Here is an 18,602-nt window from a genome sequence, read left to right as displayed (position 1 = left end):
TGAGGCGAGGCGGCGTCAGCAGCGGATGCGCGAGAAGAAGGCCGCGGAGATCAGGCCGATGATCAAGGCCACCTGCGGCTGTCCGCTGCTCATGGCGAAGACGATGCCGCTGACGGATGCGACCGCGATGAGCAGCAACAGGGTGCCCATGAAGAGCATCCGGCGACCGTTGACCGCGCCACTGTGCGCCCGCGCGACCGGTACGTGCTGACGAGCAACCATCGGGCTCATCCCTTCGACTATGAGTGAGACATCCCATAGTGTGCACCATTGTGTGAGGCGAAGCACAATTACTGACCAGTAGTTGGGAAATACGTCGCATTCGTTAGCTGATCTCATTGGTTTCGCGATGTTTTGCCTGGTCGGCAGGCAAATTTGTTAGTTGTGCTTTGTGTTCTGGGAATGGCGTTCGGGCCCGATTTTGAGCCGCAAGAGGCCGCAAAATTAATTCGTTGAACTAATCTAATTAATTCTCCGGAGGCACCGGCTTGCGTGCGATGTATGACATCGCGAGCGTGCGGTCAGATCGCGAAATCGATGTTGCCAGGGCCAGCGTGCGTTCAAGGCTGGCCTCCGCTGGTTCGGAGCGAGACCCGCTCGCAGGAGTGCCTAGCGTCAATCACCAATCGCACGCGGCGACCGTGATTGCACTAAGGGACCTTTCCGCGGCGTCTGCGGTCCCTGAGTGCAAAAACCACCGGTTGATCGCAATGCCGATTGCGCTCAGGTACTTGTCCTTGGGGAGGGGGCTGACACCGCGACGAACACCGCTCGCCCGGCGCAGGTCAGGTCCGCCGCCACGTACGGCGGTGGCGCGAGCCTGACGGGACGGCGGAAACATGCATCGAGATTCGCCGTGTGGTCAGGCTCGGTGAAGTTCGAGGACGTTGAGTCTGTACTGAGGTTGCAAAAGTTCGATTGAGCAGGTGCGCAGGTTCGCGGCCGCCGCTGACGCGCTTCAGTTGACGCAGGGGATCCCGCCGTTGGCCCGGACGGGCGGGCCGGATTCCGGCGTCGGCAACGTGGTGTCGTAGTTGGACGACTTGGCCGCGGCCATGGAGACGCTGTCCAGGGTGTCGGGCACCTGGTAGCCCGGACCCAGCGTGACGTGGATGCGGCCCGCGGGCACCGACGGGTCGGCACGGACTGCGTCGATGCCGAGCAGTTCGGCCAGGTGCTTGGCCTCGGCGTCGGCTCCGGTGCCGAAGTCGACGGCCGTCGAGCTCAGCTCGCCGTCCTGCGAGCTCCTGGTCTGGCCCATGGAGTATTCGAGATCGCCCAGGATCTCCGACATCTGCCGGCCCAGGCCCATCACGTCGGAACCGTTGATGACGTCGATGATCGCGGTCTTGGCGTTCTTCGACGTGGTGCCCGTGCTGTCCGAGGCCTTGTCCAGCGTGGACGGCTCGGTCGACGTGGTCGGCGTCGACGTCGTCGCTCCCGGCGGCGGCTTGAGGCCGAAGGCCTTGGCGACCTCGGTCTTGACGGCCATCGGGTCGACGATGTTGACGTCCTGGCCGTCGATGTTGTCGTAACGCACGACGGGCAGCGTCCGGTACTGGACGTTCGCGCCGCCGGCGATCTCGCCCATGCGCTTGAACTGCTCCTGGCCCCAACCGGCCGACAGCACGACGTCCTTCTGTGCCACGCCGATCAGCTGGTTCAGCTTGCCGAGGTCGCTGAACGATCCGTCCTGCTGCAGCTGGTGCATCACCGAGATCAGGAACGCCTGCTGGCGGTGGGTCCGGTCCAGATCGCCGTTGTCGAGGCCGTGCCGCTGCCGGACGAAGGCGACGACCTGCGAGGCGTCGAGGGTCTGCCGGCCGGCCGGGAAATCGGCGCCGGAGTAGTCGTCGTACACCGGGTGGTTCAGGCAGATCTCGACGCCGCCGAGGCTCTCGGCGATGTCGTAGAAGCCGGCGAGGTTCACCTCGGCGAAGTAGTCGATGGGCGCACCGGTCAGGTTGCGGACCGCGGCCAGTGTCGCGGCGCGTCCGGCCTCGCGGCTCTTGCGCTCCAGCTCGGCCTGGTCGGTGACGCCCTTGTCCATCAGGTGCTGCATGGCGTTGGCCTTGGTCAGGCCGTACGCCTCTTTGATCTTGATGTGGTCGTACCCGGGGATGCCGGTGACCCGCACGTAGTCGTCACGCGGAATCGAGAACGCGACCACATGGTTGTCGGCGGTGATGTGCGCCAGGATCAGCGTGTTGGTGTTGTAGCCGCCGTTATCGGAATCGCCGGCGTGCAGCTTGTCGAGCAGTGCCTGCGGCAGGTCGTTGCCCTGCTGGTCTTTGCGGGAGTCCAGGCCGATCAGCAGGATGTTCATCGCCCCGCCGGTGGACTTCGGCGCGTCCGCTCCGAGTGCGTCGCTGACCGTGATGCCGTGCAGCGCGCCGCGCACCGTCCACCAACCCAGACCGGTCGCCGCCACGGCCACGACCGTCACCAGCGCGAGCGCTACGCGGCCGACGGTGTCCCAGCCCACGCGGGCGCTGAGCAGGCTTTGCAGCCGGCTCCGGCGGTGCCGGGCTGGAAGACGGTGGCGGGCGGAATCGCTGCGCTGGAAATCGGGGGTGCTCAGATGCGACCTCGAGGGGATGCGGTCATGGCGTTCATCTCGGCGGGCCTCGCGGGTACGTGTGGGCCGCCGGTCGGATCCGGCGGTCGGAAGTTCGGTAGCACCGCGGCCCGCGTGGATGCGTGTTCAGTGACCGGACGGCAGCACCACCGATTTTAGGGCAACGCCCCTGACTCAGCGAATCCTCAGAGAACGCCGGTGATCAGCCGCATTCGCCCTTGGATGCGCTGGTCGCGGCCATGATCACGCCCGCCTGTTGGGCTGCTGTGAGCTCGACCCAGGGGGTGTTGAAGTTACCGGGATCACGTGTTTCCGGCCGTTGCAGGATGCTCAGGTACGGCTCGACCAGCGTCGTCGGGTCGGCTCGCTGGCCGTCCATCCACAGTTTCGCGGCGTGGCAGGCCTGGCCGAATTCGGACTCCGTGGCCGCCGACGGGACGTCGACGGCGGTCGTCACACCGCCAGGGGAGACGGCGACCCCGCCGGGGGCCGGGTGTTCGTGCGACTGCGTGGGCAGCTCAGCGGCGGGCGTCTGAGCAGTACCCGACTGCTTGTCCGGACCGCAGCCCGTGAGCACGGTCAAGGCGGTGGCGGTGAGCAGCGTTGCTCGGCTGATGGTCAGCATGAGAGCCAATCTAGGTCGTCGCGCATTCAGGATCACCCTGACGCTAACCCTTTCCCACTCGCCGGGGGCCCGTCACGATGGGGAACATGGCAGTGCAGAACGTGCAGAACGCGACGTGTTGTCGGGCTTGAGCCCGGCCTCATGAGGGCTGATAGCCCACCGTTCGTTTCTGCATTGGAGTTCCGTCATGTCCGTCCTGACCGATTTTTCTGTATCTGGTCCTGCTCTCGTCGCGCCGACCCGATTGCGCCTACCCGACCTGCTGCACGCCACTGACCGGTGCGCAGACGATGTGCTCAGTGGTCGATACGACCGGCTGTTGCCCGCCGATGGCCTGCCACTCGAAGAACGTTGGTACCGCCGGTTGTACGGCGACGACGAACTCGATCTCTGGTTGATCAGCTGGGTCCCCGCGCGCAGCACCGAACTGCACGACCACGGCGGATCGCTGGGTGCGTTGACCGTGGTGTCGGGTGCGCTGGAGGAGACCCGATGGGACGGTCGCGGGCTGCGCCAACGCACGTTGGCGGCCGGTGACCAGGCGGCGTTCCCGCTGGGCTGGGTCCACGACGTGGTGCGCGCCGCCGATGAGCCGGCGACGGTATCGAATCCCACCTTGAGCGTGCACGCCTATTCGCCGCCGCTGACCGCCATGTCGTACTACGACGTCTCTGAGAGCAACAAGCTGCGTCGCGTCTACACCGAACTCACCGACAAACCCGAGGGGGACTGATGCTCCAGGCGAGCGAAGCGACGGGGAATGTGCTGAGCAAAGTTGACATTATGTTGCATGCCGCCCGGGAGCGGTTGGTCCGGCTGTCGGCCGCCGAAATCCCGGCCGCGCTGAATCGGGGCGCCGTGCTCGTGGACATCAGGCCGGCCGCGCAGCGCGCCGTCGAGGGCGAGTTCCCCGGCGCGCTCGTGGTTGAGCGCAACGTCCTGGAATGGCGCTGCGACCCGACCAGCGACGCCCGCCTGCCGCAGGCCACCGGCGACGACGTCGAGTGGGTCGTGCTGTGCTCGCAGGGCTACACCTCGAGCCTGGCCGCTGCGGCGCTGCAGGACCTGGGGCTCTACCGGGCCACCGACGTCATCGGTGGGTACCGGGCGCTGGTCGCCGAAGGACTGCTGGGCGGGACGGCCGCGTCGGTGCTGCTGCGCGCCGGCGCTTGGGTGTAGCGGGTCGTCTCAGCTCGAGTAACCGCGCGCCAACAAGGGGCGCAGCTGTTCGGTCTTCTCCGGTGTCCATCCCGGCGGTTGCAGGATGGCCGCCCAGGCGTTGGCGACGTCGCGGATGAACACGTGACCGTGCCCGTCCGGCACCTCGACGGCCACCGCCATATCAGCCGAGACCTGCAGGAAGGTCACCACCGGAATCCACTCCATCCGTGGCGACACATCGCGGCCGCGGGGTTCGCGCAACCAATCCGGCATGTGGAACAACAGATCCGGATTGAACCAGGAGATCGGATCGGACGGGTGCTGCAGGTACACCACTCGTGGGTGGTGCCACACGGTGGTCGGGCGGTCCAAATCCGTTGGCTGCGAGACAAACCGGACGTACTCGCCCTTGTCGTAGATGGGCAGCTTCTCGGGGGAGCCGGCGTCGCGCCGGGCGGTCAGATCGGTCCAGATCGTGTTCTGGAATGTCGGTCCCGAGAACAGGGCGCCGTCGGTTCGGGCGATCAGATTGTTGAGCGACAGGAACGGTGCCTCGCCGCCGAACGAGCCGAGACTCTCGCCGAACACCACGAGCTTGGGCCGTTTGCCTTCGGGCAGTTCACGGACCATCTCGTCAACCGCCTCGAACAGCTCCTGGCCGGCCTGGCGGGCGTTCTCCTTGTCCACCAGGAACGAGATCCAGCTGGGCAGGAACGAGTACTGCATGGACACGATCGCGGTGTCGCCGTTGTACATGTACTCCAGCGCTGATGCCTCGGCAGCGTTGATCCAGCCGGTACCTGTCGTCGTGGCGACCGCGATCACCTTGCGGTTCAGTCCACCGGTGCGTTTGAGTTCGTCGGCGGCAAGCCGGGCGGTGGCGCGGATGCCTTCTGCCGAGTGCAGGCCGGCGTATGCACGAATCGGTTCGATTGCTTTGGTGCCGTTGAATTTCGACAGTTCGTCGACGGTCGGTCCGCCCTTGACGAACACCCGACCCTGATGGCCCAGGGAGTCCCAGCTGGCCAGCGACTGCGGGCCGCCGGAGCGCAGCGTGCTGGTGGGTGCTGGGTTGTCGGTGTCGTTGTTGGCGTTCTCGAAGATGTTGTTGATCGTCGACATGGCGAAGCGGACCACGACGCCATTGAGGATCGCGATGAACAGGCTGACGACCAAGACGACGGCGACCACGCCCGACACCCGCGGCGGCGCAACACGTTCCAGCTGGCGCACCAGGAACAGCACGAGCTTGCGCACCAACTGCCCGAATTCGACGAACGCGAACAGGAAGACGACCGACAGCACTGCCGTGAGCGGGTGATCCCAGAAGCCCATGCGCGGCACGCCCATCATGTCCCGGACGTCGTCCTGCCAGACGTGGAACCAGATGATCGCGAGCACCTGGCCGATGGTGCCTATCCCGATCAGGGTCAGCCAGGCCCAGCGAGGAGCCTTGGGGCTGCTGTCCTTCGACCGCATGTAGCGCACCAGCCAGACGCCGAGGACTCCGAAGCCGTAGCCGCACGCGCCGGCGGCACCGCTGACGATGCCCTGGAACAGCGGGCCGCGCGGCAACAACGACGGAGTCATCGACAGCCAGATGAACATCAGGCCCACCGCGGTGCCGAAGAACGTGTAGCGGCGGACCCACCAATCCGACGGCGGCTCTTCCAGTTTCGCCGCCAGCGACTCCTCGCCCGACGGGTCGGCTACCGCTACAGCGGTGCCGTCGTCGTCGGCAGGATCAGAGTCTTGAGCAGTGTCGGCCACCGCTCGACTTTACCGATGCGTGAAGTTCGGTGCGCGCTTCTCGGTGAAGGCCGCCATGCCCTCGGTCTGGTCGTCGGTGGCGAAGGCCGAGTGGAACAGCCGGCGCTCGTACAGCAGGCCCTCGGCGAGGGTGCTCTCGAAGGCACGGTTGACGGCCTCTTTGGCCATCCGCGACGCCGAAAGGGACATGCCGGCAATGGTTTTGGCGACGGCGTTGGCCTCGTCGAGCAGCGTGTCGGCGGGGACCACGCGCGACACCAGGCCGCAGCGCTCGGCCTCTTCGGCGTCCATGTTGCGGCCGGTGAGGATCAGGTCCATCGCCTTGGCCTTGCCGACGGCGCGGGTCAGGCGCTGGCTGCCGCCCATACCGGGCAGCACGCCCAGCTTGATCTCGGGCTGGCCGAATTTGGCGGTGTCGGCGGCGATCAGCAGGTCGCACATCATGGCCAGCTCACAACCGCCACCGAGCGCGTAGCCGGCGACGGCCGCGATGGTGGGGGTGCGGGTCGCGGCGAACTTGTTCCACAGTGCGAAGAAGTCCTGCGAGAAGACGTCGGCGAACGTCAGGCTCGCCATCTCCTTGATGTCGGCGCCCGCGGCGAAGGCCTTCTCGCTGCCGGTGATGATGATGGCGCCGATGCCCGGGTCGGCGTCGAGTTCGGCTGCGGCCGTGGTGACTTCGGCCATCACCTGGCTGTTGAGCGCGTTGAGGGCCTTGGGCCGGTTCAGGGTGATGGTCGCGACGCGGTCGTCGCGGGTGACCAGGATGGTTTCGAACGTCATCAGGGCTCCTAGAAGGTCAGGTCGGGGTCGGCGGAGACGAAGTAGGCGTCGACGTCGGCGGTGGTGCAGTCCGACAGATTAGCCGGGGACCACTGCGGGTTGCGGTCCTTGTCGACGAGCTGGGCGCGGATGCCCTCTACGAAATCGTGGGACTTGTGCGACGCCATCGAGACCCGGAATTCCTGGGTGAGGACGTCCTCGAGGGTCGGCAGCTTGGCGGCGCGGCGCACGGCCTCCAGTGTGACAGTCAGCGCGATGGGGGACCGGGTGGCGATCAGGTCGGCTGCGGCGTTGGCTTCGGCGGCCTCATGGCCGCGCAGGTTCTCCAGAATCTCAGCGACGGTGTTCGCGGCGTAGCACTCGTCGATCCAATGCTGTTGTGCCAGAAGCTCACTGGCCGGCGGCTCGATGGCGTGCTTCGCCAGGGCCGCGTCGGGTCCATCGCTGATGACCAGGTCTCGGAAAGCGGCGAGGTCGGCCTGCGGGACGAAATGGTCGGCGAATCCCAGGGCGATGGCGTCCGCGCCGGAGAACGGGGCACCGGTGAGTGCGGCGTGCAGGCCGATCAGGCCGGGTGCCCGCGACAGCAGGTAGGTGCCGCCGACGTCGGGGATGAAGCCGATGCCGACCTCGGGCATGCCGAGCTTGGTCTTCTCGGTGACGACGCGGATGTTGCCGTGCGCGCCGACGCCGACGCCGCCGCCCATCACGATGCCGTCCATCAGTGAGACGTACGGCTTGGGGTAGCGGCCGATGTGGGCGTTGAGGAGATATTCGTCGTGCCAGAAGGTTCTGGCGTTGTCGTCGCCGGCCTTGGCGCTGTGGTAGAGCGCGATGACGTCGCCGCCCGCGCACAGGCCGCGCTCGCCGGCTCCGGTCAGCAGGACCGCGCGCACGCTGTCGTCGTGCTCCCATGCGGTGAGCGCGTCGGCGAGGCCCGTGACCATCACATGGTTGAGCGAATTGATGGCCTTCGGACGGTTCAGCGTGACGACGCCGACGCCGTTCTCGACATTTACTAGGATATCCTCGTTTTCCGCCACGGTAAGCAATCTAGATCGTTGCGCGTCGGCTACGTCGACCAGGTACCGTTTCACAGTAAGTTCCCAGTTTCTCCGTCTCGCCGGGAACCAACACCCGAAGTCGTACGTTGTGTGGGTGTTCGTCAGCAGACGGACCACAGCTTCAGGAGAGGAACCCGACGGTGCGCGAGAGCAGCAACCCGATATTTCGTTCCCTGCCCAAGTCGCAGGGCGGATACGCGCAATTCGGTAGTGGCGCAGCCGCATATGGTGCCCAGCAGACCATGGCCCAGCCGTACACCGAGTACCCGCAGCAGCAGGCCGGTTTCGCCCGCCCGCTGACCATCGATGACGTCGTCACCAAGACCGGCATCACGCTGGCGGTGCTGACGGTCAGCGCGGTCGTTTCGTACTTCGTGATCATGTCGAACCTGGCGCTGGCCGGGCCCATCGCCATGATCGGTGCCCTGGGCGGCCTGGTGATGGTCCTCATCGCCACGTTCGGCCGCAAGCAGGACAACCCGGGCATCGTGCTCACCTACGCGGTGCTCGAAGGCATGTTCCTCGGTGCCTTCTCGTTCATCATGGCCAACTTCGCGGTGTCCGGCGCCAACGCCGGCGCCCTGATCGGCCAGGCGATCCTCGGCACCTTCGGTGTGTTCTTCGGCATGCTCGTCGTCTACAAGACCGGCGCCATCCGCGTCACCCCGAAGTTCACCCGCATGATCGTGGCCGGCATGTTCGGCGTCCTGGCGCTGATGCTCGGCAACTTCATCATCGGCTTCTTCAACGGCGGCGCCGGCATGGGCCTGCGCAGCGGCGGCACCATCGCGATCATCTTCTCGCTGGTCTGCATCGCGCTGGCGGCGTTCAGCTTCCTGCTCGACTTCGACGCGGCCGACCAGATGATCCGCGCCGGTGCGCCGGAGAAGGCGGCGTGGGGCGTCGCGCTCGGCCTGACCGTCACCCTGGTCTGGCTGTACGTGGAAATCCTGCGACTGCTGAGTTACTTCAACAACGACTAGCTCCGTTGACAGAGAAGGGGCGTCCGCTTCGGCGGGCGCCCCTTCTTCGTGTCACGGTGCTGTCGGTCAGACCACGCGCGGCGTGACCCGGCTCGCGGCTTCGGCAGCGTTGCGTCGTGCGGTGTCGACATCCGCGGCGCGGGCCAGGGCCACGCCCATCCGGCGGGTCCGGAAACTCTCCGGCTTGCCGAACAGGCGAATATCGGTGCCCGGCACCTGCAGCGCGTGATCGACGCCGTCGAAGACGATGCCCTCGGCCTCGACACCGCCGTAGATCACCGCGCTGGCCCCTGGCGTCTTCAGTGAGGTGTCCACCGGCAGGCCGAGGATCGCGCGGGCGTGCAGCTCGAACTCGTTCTGCCACTGCGTGATCATCGTCGTCATGCCGGTGTCGTGCGGCCGCGGGCTGACTTCGCTGAACCACACCTGGTCGCCCTTGACGAACAGCTCGACACCGAAAACGCCCTGCCCGCCGAGGTTTTCGGTGACCTTGTGCGCGATCTGCTGGGCATTGGCCAGGGCGGCGGCCGACATCGGGTGCGGCTGCCAGCTCTCCACGTAATCGCCCGCGACCTGACGGTGCCCGATCGGTTCGCAGAACTGGGTCTCGACCTGGCCCTCGGCGTCTGTGGTGTTCCCCGTCGCTTCGCTCGTCCCAACGGCACGGACGGTCAACAGCGTGATCTCGTAATCGAAGTCGACGAAGCCCTCGACGATGATGCGCGTGTTGGTGACGCGCGCCCCGCCCATCGCGTAGTCCCAGGCCTTCGCGACGTCGTCCGGTCCGTCGAGCTTGCTCTGGCCCTTGCCCGAGCTGCTCATCACGGGCTTCACCACACACGGGTAGCCGATGCCACCATCGATCGCGGCCTGGAGCTCTTCCAGCGAATCGCAGAACTTGTAGGGACTGGTCGGCACCCCGAGCTCCTCGGCGGCCAGCCGGCGGATGCCCTCGCGGTCCATCGTCAGGCGGGCGGCGCGAGCCGTCGGGATCACCCGCACCACACCGGCGTCCTCGAGTTCCTGCAGCGCCGGCGTCGCGATGGCCTCGATCTCGGGCACCACGAGGTCCGGCTTCTCGGCCTCGATCAGCGCTTTGAGCTGGTCGGGGTCGGTCATCGAGATGGTGCGCGCGTGGTGGGCGACCTGATGTCCCGGTGCGTTGGGGTAGCGGTCGACGGCGATGGTCTCGACGCCCAAGCGTTGCAACGCGATAAGCACTTCGCGACCGAGTTCGCCGGAGCCGAGCAGCATGACCTTGGTCGCGCTGGGCGACAGAGGGGTTCCGATGGTGATCATCGGGGGCTGAGTCTATGGGGTGCGGCCCGATTTGCGTTGACCCGGAATCGTGGGCGCATGTCACTCGAACAAATGCGCCAAGGATTCAGGGGCAGAGTCCTGATCGCCCGTCGATGCGTTGACCCTGTAATGGTGGCCTCGGCTTCTCGCACGAATGCGCCGCGGATGCAGGATCAACGGAGGTTGTGCACAGATCGCAGTTGATCCACACGTTACGGCTCAGGCCACAGTTTCGGGGCACTGCTGTCAGAGGGGCGACGGACCGTTGCGTCATGTCTACAGAATCGGACCCATTCATCGGCAGCGAGGCAGTGGTGGCTCAGTCACTCACGCGCTACGAGCTGCGCCGTTATCACCGGGCGATATTGCCGAACATCTACGTAGACAAGCGAATTGATCTGTCGCTCTACCAGCGGACGAAGGCCGCATGGTTGTGGTCTGGTCGCGAGGCAATCATCGCCGGAAGCGCCGCAGCCGCAGTGCACGGCGCTCGCTGGGTGCCTGAGGACGTGCCGATCGAGCTCATCTATGCCAACACCAGGCCGCCGCGAGGCGTCATCGCCCGCGACGACTTCCTTCTCGACGGCGAGATTCAGCACATCGACGGCATGCCCGTTACCGCACCCCACCGCACGGCATTTGATCTGGGGCGACAGGGGCGAGTTGGTGAGGCAGTTGCCCGACTTGACGCACTCGGGGCCGCGACCGGATTCAGCGTCGACGACGTCGTGGCACTGGCCGGACAGCATCGGCATGCACGAGGCTTGCGCCAATTGGAGCGCGCTCTGGATCTCTATGACTCTGGCGCGCAGTCGCCGAAAGAATCCTGGCTTCGGCAATTGCTTATCGCGGAGGGTTTTCCGAAGCCTCAGACGCAGATTCCGGTGCCCGGCCCCGATGGTCGTGCCAAATATTTCCTCGACATGGGCTGGGAAGACCTGATGCTCGCTGTTGAGTACGACGGTGAGCAGCATGCGGACCAGATCGGCTACGACATCGTGCGCAGCGAATACGTCGCCGGCATCGGGTGGACCGTGGTGAGGGTTGCCGCCGGACATCGCCGTGGCGAGATCGTCGGATGGGTCAATCGTGCGTGGGCGCGGGCGCTGTATCGACGAAATCCTGCGGCATTTCTGCCGTCGCGGACTGCGTCGGGTATCTGAATTAAGCCAAGGACTCAGGGTCAACGCCACCGTCCCCCAGAAACACGTCGACCCTGTACCTGGGGCGCATGTCACTCGAACATTTGCGCCCTGAGTACAGGGTCAACGCGAGGCGGCGGGGCGCCGCGTCAGGAACTTACGAAAGCCGCTCGATGATCATGGCCATACCCTGGCCACCACCGACACACATGGTCTCGATGCCGAACTGCTTGTCGTGGGTCTGCAGGTTGTTGATCAGCGTCGCGGTGATGCGGGCGCCGGTCATGCCGAACGGGTGGCCGAGCGCGATGGCGCCACCGGAGACGTTCAGGCGGTCCTCGTCCATGCCGAGGGCGCGGGCCGAGCCCAGAACCTGCACGGCGAAGGCCTCGTTGATCTCGTACAGGTCGACGTCGCCGATGTTCATGTTGGCGCGGCCGAGGGCCTGCTTGACGGCCTCGATCGGGCCCAGGCCCATGATCTCCGGGGACAGACCCGACACACCGGTCGAGACGATGCGCGCGAGCGGGGTCAGGCCGAGGGCCTTGGCCTTCTCGTCGCTCATGATCACCAGGGCGGCGGCGCCGTCGTTCAGCGGGCAGGCGTTACCGGCGGTGATGGTGCCGTTCGGGCGGAACACCGGGTTCAGCTGGCTGATCTTCTCGTAGGTGGTGCCGGCGCGCGGGCCGTCATCCTTGGAGACGATGGTGCCGTCGGGCAGGGTGACCGGGACGATCTCGCGCTCGAAGAAGCCGGCGTTGATGGCCTCTTCGGCCTTGTTCTGCGACCGGACGCCCCAGTGGTCCTGGTCCTCGCGGCTGATGCCGGTGTGCAGGACGACGTTCTCGGCGGTCTGGCCCATGGCGATGTAGACGTCCGGCAGGACGCCGTCTTCGCGCGGGTCGTGCCACTCGGTGGCGCCTTCGGCCTGCTTGACGGTGCGGGCCTGGGCCTCGTCGAAGATCGAGTTCTTGCTGTTCGGCGCGCCGTCGGCAGCACCGACGCCGAAGCGGGACACGGTCTCGACACCGGCCGAGATGAACACGTCGCCCTCGCCGGCCTTGATGGCGTGGAACGCCATGCGGGTGGTCTGCAGCGACGACGAGCAGTAGCGGTTGACGGTGGTGCCCGGCATGAAGTCGTAGCCGAGCTCGACGGCCACGGCGCGGCCGATGTTGTAGGCGGCCTCACCGCCGGGCTGTCCGCAGCCGATCATCAGGTCGGCGACATCGCGCGGGTCGAGTGCGGGCACCTTGTCCAGCGCGGCGCGCACCATCTGGGCGGCGAGGTCGTCGGGCCGCATGGTGGCCAGCGAGCCCTTGACGGCACGGCCGATGGGGGAGCGGGCGGTGGAGACGATGACGGCTTCGGGCATGACAGGAGCTCCTAAGGATCCAGGAAATACTTCCTGGCGAATTTATCCCGTGACGGGAGCGACGATCGGCGCGGGTACACCTGTCGTGCGCCGCCACAGGTGCGCCACGCCTGCCAGGCGGGCCAGCAGGCTCGACATGTCCGCGGTCCGGGAGACCAGCGCGGATGCCGGCGGCGACTCAGTTGTCCACTCGCCCAACGCTTCACACAGGGCGGGCAGCAGCTGCTGGGCGGCCAGCGAGTATCCGGCGGCCGATGGATGGAACATGTCCGAGGAGAACAGCACCTCGGGCGCCTTGAGGAAATCGGGCGCCAGCAGGTCGGAGAACGGCACCGGCACGCCGCCGTTCGACCGGACCTGACCGGCTTGTGCGCGCGCCAGACGCAGACCGCGGCTGCGGGCCACGAACCGCAGCGGTTGGGGGATGGCCGCGATGGCCCCGAAGTCCGGACAGGTGCCGACGACCACGACGGCGCCGCTGGCGCACAGGCGCTGCACCGCGTTGCCGAGCCGGCGGGCCGACTGCCCGATGCCGTTGACGGCGGTGATGTCGTTGGCCCCGATCATGATGACCGCGGCGTCCGGGGGTGGGCCGGCCACGAACATGGCGTCGATCTGGCCGGACAGGCCTTTCGACGTCGCCCCGACGATCGCCTTGGTGGACAACCGGATTCGCTTGCCGGACTGCTGCGCGAGCCCGCGGGCGAGCAGGACGCCGGGCACCTCGTCGGCGTCTCGGCAGCCGTACCCGGTGGCGGTGGAGTCACCGAAGATCATCAGGTGCAGGTCGAACGGCACGCCGCGTTGCCACTTTTCGACGGGTCCGCCCCCGGGGCTGTAGACGCCGTCGGCGCGCGGCGGGACCTCCCATGACTTGGGGATGACCCGGCGCGCCTTGGCCGCTTGGCCGCTCAGGAGGTTGCGGGCCCCGACGTAGACCGACCCCGTCGAGGCAATGGTGGCTGCGGTCGCCAGAGCGATTGTCGTCCGGCGCGGTGCACGTATGCCCACGGCGTTCAGTCTAGGTCGGTTGCGGAGATTCGCAGGTCGATGAACCGCGGGCAGCCCGGTCACGTAGTCATATCGACTGGGGCATTAATTCGGCGACTTTGATTGTTGATCTATGTAGCAGTGGCAAGCTAAGTTACGCGGGTTGTCTATTAAGTGACGTAAATAACGAAGTGCACCGGAACTACAAAGGCGTAGGAGTGGTGGCGATGACCGCACCGAGCAGGGTTGTCAGAACCCATAGTGTTGCTATAAGTCCTGTTAAGGGGCGGAAACCACGCCGCTACCCGGTCAGCGACGGCGCGCCGGTAGAGATCATCGAGGACGGTCCGAGCCTTGCCGGACGCCTGATGTCAGTGGCCGCAACCCTCGCCATCAAGTCAACTCTGACCATCGGCAGCTACGTTCCGAAGGCCCCCTGGCCATGGGGAATGGTCGATTTCGTCGCCCGCGTCATGAGGCCCGAGCCGGGTACCATCCGCGCCACGATCGGTTTGCCGAACTGTACGGCGCAACTGGTCCGCGCCAAGGGCGTGCTGCCGGCCGATGGCAGGCGCAGCGTCATCCTCTACATGCACGGCGGGGCGTTCCTGACCTGCGGCGTGCATACCCACGCCCGCGTGGTCGGCGCGCTGTCGAAGTACGCCGACGCCCCCGTCCTGGTCGTCGACTACCGGATGATCCCCAGGCATTCGATCGGTGAGGCCATCGAGGACTGCTACGACGCCAACCGCTGGCTGCGTCTGAAGGGCTACGAGCCGGATCAGATCGTGCTGGCCGGGGATTCGGCCGGCGGCTACCTGTCGCTGGCGCTGGCCGAGAAGCTGCAGGAGGACGGCGAGCTGCCGGCCGCGGTCGCGACCATGTCGCCGCTGTTCGAGATCGACAACGAGAGCCGGGCCCAGCACCCGAACATGAAGTCCGACGCGATGTTCCCGGCGCACGCCTTCGACGCGCTGGTCGAACTCATCGAGGACGCCGCGTCGCGCCACATCGTCGACGGCCGGCCGGAAGAGGTGTACGAGCCGCTCGACCACATCGAGCCCGGGCTGCCGCGCACCCTGATCCACGTCTCCGGCTCCGAGGTGCTGCTCAACGACGCCCGCAAGGCCGCCCACATGCTGGCCGCCAGCGGCGTGCCGGTCGAGGTGCACGTCTGGCCGGGTCAGATGCACGTGTTCCAACTCGCTGCCCCGCTGGTCAAGGAAGCCGACCGCTCGCTGAAGCAGATCGGCGAGTACATCCGCGAGGCAACCTGGTAATCCGGTATGCGCAACCCGGGTGCGGCCTGACAACATGTACCCATGCGCATCGCCCGGCACATCAGTGAGCTCATCGGCAATACGCCTCTGGTCCAACTGAACTCGGTTGTCCCAGCTGGCTCCGGGGTGGTGGCGGCCAAGATCGAGTACCTCAACCCCGGCGGCAGCGCCAAGGACCGCATCGCGGTCAAGATGATCGACGCCGCCGAAGAGGCGGGACTACTGAAGCCGGGCGGCACCATCGTCGAACCCACCTCCGGTAACACGGGCGTCGGGCTCGCCATCGTCGCGCAGCAGCGCGGTTACAAGTGCATCTTCGTCTGCCCCGACAAGGTCAGCGAGGACAAGCAGAACGTGCTGCGCGCGTACGGCGCCGACGTCGTCGTCTGCCCGACGGCCGTGGCCCCCGACCATCCGGACAGCTACTACAGCGTCTCCAACCGCCTCGTCACCGAGATCGACGGTGCCTGGAAGCCCGACCAGTACTCGAACCCGAACGGTCCGGCCAGTCACTACGAGACCACCGGCCCGGAGATCTGGGCCGACACCGACGGCAAGATCACGCATTTCGTGGCGGGCGTCGGCACCGGCGGCACCATCACGGGCACAGGCCGCTACCTCAAAGAGGTCTCGGGCGGCCGGGTGAAGGTCGTCGGCGTCGACCCCGAGGGCTCGGTGTACTCCGGTGGCACCGGCCGGCCGTACCTCGTCGAGGGCGTCGGTGAGGACTTCTGGCCGTCGGCCTACGACCCGAGCATTCCCGACGAGATCATCGCCGTGTCCGACGCCGATTCGTTCGAGATGACCCGGCGCCTGGCGCGTGAAGAGGCCCTGCTGGTCGGTGGCTCGTGCGGCATGGCTGCGGTCGCCGCGATCAAGGTCGCCGAGCGCGAAGGTCCCGACGCGGTCGTCGTCGTGCTGCTGCCGGATGGCGGAAGAGGCTATCTGTCAAAGGTTTTCAACGACGAGTGGATGTCGTCGTACGGCTTCCTGCGGAGCCGGCTGGATGGCACACCCGAGGAACACACCGTCGGCGACGTGCTGCGCGGCAAGTCCGGCGCGCTGCCGGACCTGGTGCACACCCACCCGTCGGAGACGGTGCGCGACGCCATCGGCATCCTGCGCGAGTACGGCGTCTCGCAGATGCCAGTGGTCGGAGCCGAGCCGCCCGTGATGGCCGGTGAAGTGGCGGGCAGCGTGTCCGAACGTGAGCTGCTCTCAGCGGTTTTCGAAGGCCGGGCGAAGTTGGCCGACGCGGTGGCGCAGCACATGGGCCCGCCGCTGCCGCTGATCGGTGCCGGCGAGCTGGCGTCCGCGGCGGCCAAGGAACTGCGCGAGGTCGACGCCGTCATGGTCGTCGACGACGGCAAGCCCGTCGGTGTGCTGACCCGGCACGATCTGCTCGGCTTCCTGTCCCAGGGCGGCTCGCGTAAATAAGCCGCGTAAGCAGGGGAGATTGACTTATCTTCTCCGTTAGGGCGAGATGCTCGCTTCTCGCTAATTCACCTTTGGAAAGGCCGCAATGACCGAGTACCCGCCACCGCCGCCCGGGAATTTCCCGCCGCCCCCTCCGGGGAACTTCCCGCCGCCTCCGCCGGGCGGTTACCCGCCGGCTGGTGGGTATCCCGCTGCAGGCGGGCCGCCGGACAACAACCTGGTGTGGGGCATTCTCGTCACCATCTTCTGCTGCTTGCCGTTCGGCATCGTGTCGATCGTCAAGGCGACGCAGGTCTCCGGACTGTGGCAGCAGGGCCGGCCTGACCTGGCGCAGGCCGCCGCCGACGAGGCCAAGAAGTGGGCCATGTGGGGCGCCATCGCCGGTGCCGTGGTGGCCGTGCTCTACATCGTCTTCGTCGTCGTGCTCGGCGCGTTCTCGTTCTCGACGTCGTACCCGGGCTAGTCAGGTCCGACGATGCAACACCTGCAGCGGCCCAAGGCGGTTAGTCCGCTCCTTGGGCCGCTCGGTGTTGCGGCAGCCGCCGGCGTCGTGTGCTGCGCGGTGTGGCTGAGCGACCCGACGGTGCCGGGTGGCCCGATTCCGGTCTGCCCCACCAAGGCGCTATTGGGCATCGATTGCCCCGGCTGCGGCAGCATGCGAATGCTGTATTCGCTGATGCACGGCGACTTTTCGGCTGCGCTGCACTTCAACGCGGTCGGTCTGATCGCCTTGGTCCTGCTCATCTGGGCCTATGGCGCATGGACCTATGGTCGAGTCGTGGGCCGACGAATCACCAGTTGGCAGCATCGGCGTTGGGCCGCTCCGGCTGTTTTGACGGTAATGTGCATTTGGTTTGTTATTCGGAATGTGCCGATAGCGCCGTTCATTTCGTTGTACGTGTAGTTCACGTTGTAACTAGAAACGCCACATCCACATCGCTCGGAGGGACGAAAGATGACGGACCAACCGACGGAAGGCACGCCGCCGGACGCGAATCAGCCGACGGAGTACATTCCGCAGCCACCGCCGGGAGGGTTCCCCCCGCCGCCTCCGGGAGGCGCTCCGACGGAGTACATTCCGCAGCCGCCGCAAGGCGGAGGATTCCCGCAGCCGCCGCAGGGCGGTTACCCGCCGCCCCCGCAGGGTGGTTACCCGCCGCCCTCGCAGGGTGGTTACCCGCCGCCTCCCGGCGGAGGCTTCCCGCCGCCGCAGGGTGGTTTCCCACCGCAGCAAGGTGGATACGCGCCGCCGCCACCTCCGGGCGGTGCCTACCCGCCGCCCCCGCCGCCGCAGGGTGGCTTCGCCCCGCCGCCTCCGGGGGCCTACCCGCCGGCTGGGTATCAGTACGGCGCGCCGGGCGGTGTGGCCCCGTTCAGCGTTGGCGACGCACTGGCGTGGGCGTGGAACAAGTTCACCAAGAACCCGGCGCCGCTGATCGTGTCGACGTTGGTCTACACCCTGGTGGTCGGTGTGATCGCCGGCATCGTGCAGTTCAGTGCCCTGGGCCTGGCTGAGACCTCGGTCTCGAGCTACTCGGCGGACGACGCCGGATTCAGCTACTCGTACAACATCACCTCACTCGGGCCCGCCAGCATCGCCATTCTGGTGCTCGGTTACCTCGTGCTGCTGGTTGTCGCAGCGGCGATCTCGTCGGCCAACTACGTCGGCCTGCTGGGCATCGCCGACGGACAGCCGACCACCATCGGGTCGTTCTTCAAGCCGCGCTACATCGGCCCGATGATCCTGCTGACGCTCATCGTGGGCGTGCTCGTGGGCATCGGTTACGCGTTGTGCGTGATTCCCGGTTTGGTCGTCGCACTGTTCGCGATGTTCGCGCACCCGATTCTGGTCGATCGCAATCTGTCCCCGATCGACTCGCTGAAAGCCAGTATCGAGATCGTGAAAGCCAATGTCGGACAGGTGATTCTGGTCTGGCTGGTGGCAGGGTTGATCGTCTTCGCAGGCGCGTTCGCCTGCGGTGTCGGCATTCTGGTCGCGGGTCCGGTCGCCTCGCTGATGCTGGTGTACACCTACCGTCGCCTCAGCGGTGGTCAGGTCGCCCCGCTGACGCAGTAACGCTGTGACCTGTTCGGGGGACGTGGCCGGTTGGTCGC

Annotated in this window: 18 protein-coding genes; 9 read left to right on the top strand and 9 right to left on the bottom strand. The window is 66.5% G+C overall.

What is annotated here, in order from left to right:
- Nucleotides 1–15: 15 nt before the first annotated feature.
- The 3 genes from A7G45_RS31535 to A7G45_RS31525 form a co-directional block, all read right to left on the bottom strand.
- Nucleotides 16–231: a hypothetical protein gene (locus A7G45_RS31535; protein ID WP_043395855.1), complete on the bottom strand. Its 216-nt coding sequence runs from the start codon at nucleotides 229–231 to the stop codon at nucleotides 16–18.
- A 727-nt stretch (nucleotides 232–958) separates the two neighbouring features.
- Nucleotides 959–2,581 (bottom strand): LCP family protein, encoded by a 1,623-nt coding sequence (locus tag A7G45_RS31530; protein WP_043395849.1) that lies wholly within the window; start codon nucleotides 2,579–2,581, stop codon nucleotides 959–961.
- Nucleotides 2,582–2,780: 199 nt separating this feature from the next.
- Complete coding sequence (locus tag A7G45_RS31525; protein WP_043987789.1) at nucleotides 2,781–3,203, bottom strand: lipoprotein LpqV; 423 nt, start codon at nucleotides 3,201–3,203, stop codon at nucleotides 2,781–2,783.
- 187 nt (nucleotides 3,204–3,390) lie between these two features.
- Here A7G45_RS31525 and A7G45_RS31520 point away from each other — a divergent pair, with 187 nt between their 5' ends.
- Both A7G45_RS31520 and A7G45_RS31515 read left to right on the top strand, forming a co-directional pair.
- On the top strand, nucleotides 3,391–3,936 hold the full coding sequence (locus tag A7G45_RS31520) for a cysteine dioxygenase (RefSeq protein ID WP_071287090.1): 546 nt from the start codon (nucleotides 3,391–3,393) through the stop codon (nucleotides 3,934–3,936).
- Between the two features lie 50 nt (nucleotides 3,937–3,986).
- Nucleotides 3,987–4,382: a rhodanese-like domain-containing protein gene (locus A7G45_RS31515; protein WP_260943283.1), complete on the top strand. Its 396-nt coding sequence runs from the start codon at nucleotides 3,987–3,989 to the stop codon at nucleotides 4,380–4,382.
- Between the two features lie 9 nt (nucleotides 4,383–4,391).
- Here the strand turns inward: A7G45_RS31515 and A7G45_RS31510 are convergent, their stop codons facing one another.
- Genes A7G45_RS31510 through A7G45_RS31500 form a run of 3 tightly spaced genes read right to left on the bottom strand, consistent with a single transcriptional unit; the run spans nucleotide 4,392 to nucleotide 7,960 of the window.
- The gene (locus A7G45_RS31510; protein ID WP_377042165.1) at nucleotides 4,392–6,134 is read right to left on the bottom strand and encodes an alpha/beta hydrolase; all 1,743 of its coding nucleotides are present in this window, start codon (nucleotides 6,132–6,134) and stop codon (nucleotides 4,392–4,394) included.
- A gap of 9 nt (nucleotides 6,135–6,143) precedes the next feature.
- Nucleotides 6,144–6,917, bottom strand: a complete 774-nt coding sequence (locus A7G45_RS31505) for an enoyl-CoA hydratase (RefSeq protein ID WP_260943282.1) — start codon at nucleotides 6,915–6,917, stop codon at nucleotides 6,144–6,146.
- Between the two features lie 8 nt (nucleotides 6,918–6,925).
- On the bottom strand, nucleotides 6,926–7,960 hold the full coding sequence (locus tag A7G45_RS31500) for an enoyl-CoA hydratase/isomerase family protein (protein WP_260943281.1): 1,035 nt from the start codon (nucleotides 7,958–7,960) through the stop codon (nucleotides 6,926–6,928).
- Between the two features lie 161 nt (nucleotides 7,961–8,121).
- On the opposite strand from A7G45_RS31500, the gene A7G45_RS31495 reads away from it, so the two are divergent.
- Complete coding sequence (locus A7G45_RS31495; RefSeq protein WP_260943279.1) at nucleotides 8,122–8,964, top strand: Bax inhibitor-1/YccA family protein; 843 nt, start codon at nucleotides 8,122–8,124, stop codon at nucleotides 8,962–8,964.
- 66 nt (nucleotides 8,965–9,030) lie between these two features.
- Here the strand turns inward: A7G45_RS31495 and purT are convergent, their stop codons facing one another.
- Nucleotides 9,031–10,263, bottom strand: coding sequence for a formate-dependent phosphoribosylglycinamide formyltransferase (gene purT / locus A7G45_RS31490; protein ID WP_260943277.1), 1,233 nt, complete (start codon nucleotides 10,261–10,263; stop codon nucleotides 9,031–9,033).
- Between the two features lie 272 nt (nucleotides 10,264–10,535).
- Between purT and A7G45_RS31485 the strand changes: the two genes are divergently transcribed.
- Nucleotides 10,536–11,426, top strand: coding sequence for an endonuclease domain-containing protein (locus A7G45_RS31485; RefSeq protein ID WP_260943275.1), 891 nt, complete (start codon nucleotides 10,536–10,538; stop codon nucleotides 11,424–11,426).
- A gap of 136 nt (nucleotides 11,427–11,562) precedes the next feature.
- Here A7G45_RS31485 and A7G45_RS31480 read toward each other — a convergent pair whose 3' ends face one another.
- Nucleotides 11,563–12,780: an acetyl-CoA C-acetyltransferase gene (locus A7G45_RS31480; RefSeq protein WP_260943273.1), complete on the bottom strand. Its 1,218-nt coding sequence runs from the start codon at nucleotides 12,778–12,780 to the stop codon at nucleotides 11,563–11,565.
- Nucleotides 12,781–12,822: 42 nt separating this feature from the next.
- The gene (locus A7G45_RS31475; protein WP_260943272.1) at nucleotides 12,823–13,791 is read right to left on the bottom strand and encodes an SGNH/GDSL hydrolase family protein; all 969 of its coding nucleotides are present in this window, start codon (nucleotides 13,789–13,791) and stop codon (nucleotides 12,823–12,825) included.
- A 206-nt stretch (nucleotides 13,792–13,997) separates the two neighbouring features.
- Between A7G45_RS31475 and A7G45_RS31470 the strand changes: the two genes are divergently transcribed.
- From A7G45_RS31470 to A7G45_RS31450, 5 genes are all read left to right on the top strand, one after another.
- Complete coding sequence (locus A7G45_RS31470) at nucleotides 13,998–15,050, top strand: alpha/beta hydrolase fold domain-containing protein (RefSeq protein WP_260943269.1); 1,053 nt, start codon at nucleotides 13,998–14,000, stop codon at nucleotides 15,048–15,050.
- 42 nt (nucleotides 15,051–15,092) lie between these two features.
- Nucleotides 15,093–16,487, top strand: a complete 1,395-nt coding sequence (locus A7G45_RS31465) for a cystathionine beta-synthase (RefSeq protein WP_260943267.1) — start codon at nucleotides 15,093–15,095, stop codon at nucleotides 16,485–16,487.
- Nucleotides 16,488–16,572: 85 nt separating this feature from the next.
- Nucleotides 16,573–16,950: a CD225/dispanin family protein gene (locus A7G45_RS31460; RefSeq protein ID WP_043395822.1), complete on the top strand. Its 378-nt coding sequence runs from the start codon at nucleotides 16,573–16,575 to the stop codon at nucleotides 16,948–16,950.
- Between the two features lie 12 nt (nucleotides 16,951–16,962).
- Complete coding sequence (locus A7G45_RS31455) at nucleotides 16,963–17,391, top strand: DUF2752 domain-containing protein (protein WP_260943265.1); 429 nt, start codon at nucleotides 16,963–16,965, stop codon at nucleotides 17,389–17,391.
- A 51-nt stretch (nucleotides 17,392–17,442) separates the two neighbouring features.
- Nucleotides 17,443–18,564, top strand: a complete 1,122-nt coding sequence (locus A7G45_RS31450) for a DUF2189 domain-containing protein (protein ID WP_260943263.1) — start codon at nucleotides 17,443–17,445, stop codon at nucleotides 18,562–18,564.
- The last annotated feature ends 38 nt before the right edge of the window (nucleotides 18,565–18,602 follow it).

Source organism: Mycolicibacterium llatzerense (assembly GCF_025331195.1).
In the GTDB taxonomy this organism is placed as follows: Bacteria; Actinomycetota; Actinomycetes; order Mycobacteriales; family Mycobacteriaceae; genus Mycobacterium; species Mycobacterium llatzerense.
The sequence above is the reverse complement of the archived record's forward strand: the minus strand, read 5'-3'. Positions and strand labels throughout refer to the sequence as shown.

Bases quoted from the DNA above. Each gene is read 5' to 3' on its own strand.
- A7G45_RS31535 (WP_043395855.1), bottom strand. From the start codon at position 231: ATGAGCCCGATGGTTGCTCGTCAGCACGTACCGGTCGCGCGGGCGCAC.
- A7G45_RS31525 (WP_043987789.1), bottom strand. From the start codon at position 3,203: ATGCTGACCATCAGCCGAGCAACGCTGCTCACCGCCACCGCCTTGACC.
- A7G45_RS31520 (WP_071287090.1), top strand. From the start codon at position 3,391: ATGTCCGTCCTGACCGATTTTTCTGTATCTGGTCCTGCTCTCGTCGCG.
- A7G45_RS31515 (WP_260943283.1), top strand. From the start codon at position 3,987: ATGTTGCATGCCGCCCGGGAGCGGTTGGTCCGGCTGTCGGCCGCCGAA.
- A7G45_RS31505 (WP_260943282.1), bottom strand. From the start codon at position 6,917: ATGACGTTCGAAACCATCCTGGTCACCCGCGACGACCGCGTCGCGACC.
- purT (WP_260943277.1), bottom strand. From the start codon at position 10,263: ATGATCACCATCGGAACCCCTCTGTCGCCCAGCGCGACCAAGGTCATG.
- A7G45_RS31485 (WP_260943275.1), top strand. From the start codon at position 10,536: ATGTCTACAGAATCGGACCCATTCATCGGCAGCGAGGCAGTGGTGGCT.
- A7G45_RS31480 (WP_260943273.1), bottom strand. From the start codon at position 12,780: ATGCCCGAAGCCGTCATCGTCTCCACCGCCCGCTCCCCCATCGGCCGT.
- A7G45_RS31470 (WP_260943269.1), top strand. From the start codon at position 13,998: ATGACCGCACCGAGCAGGGTTGTCAGAACCCATAGTGTTGCTATAAGT.
- A7G45_RS31465 (WP_260943267.1), top strand. From the start codon at position 15,093: ATGCGCATCGCCCGGCACATCAGTGAGCTCATCGGCAATACGCCTCTG.
- A7G45_RS31460 (WP_043395822.1), top strand. From the start codon at position 16,573: ATGACCGAGTACCCGCCACCGCCGCCCGGGAATTTCCCGCCGCCCCCT.
- A7G45_RS31455 (WP_260943265.1), top strand. From the start codon at position 16,963: ATGCAACACCTGCAGCGGCCCAAGGCGGTTAGTCCGCTCCTTGGGCCG.
- A7G45_RS31450 (WP_260943263.1), top strand. From the start codon at position 17,443: ATGACGGACCAACCGACGGAAGGCACGCCGCCGGACGCGAATCAGCCG.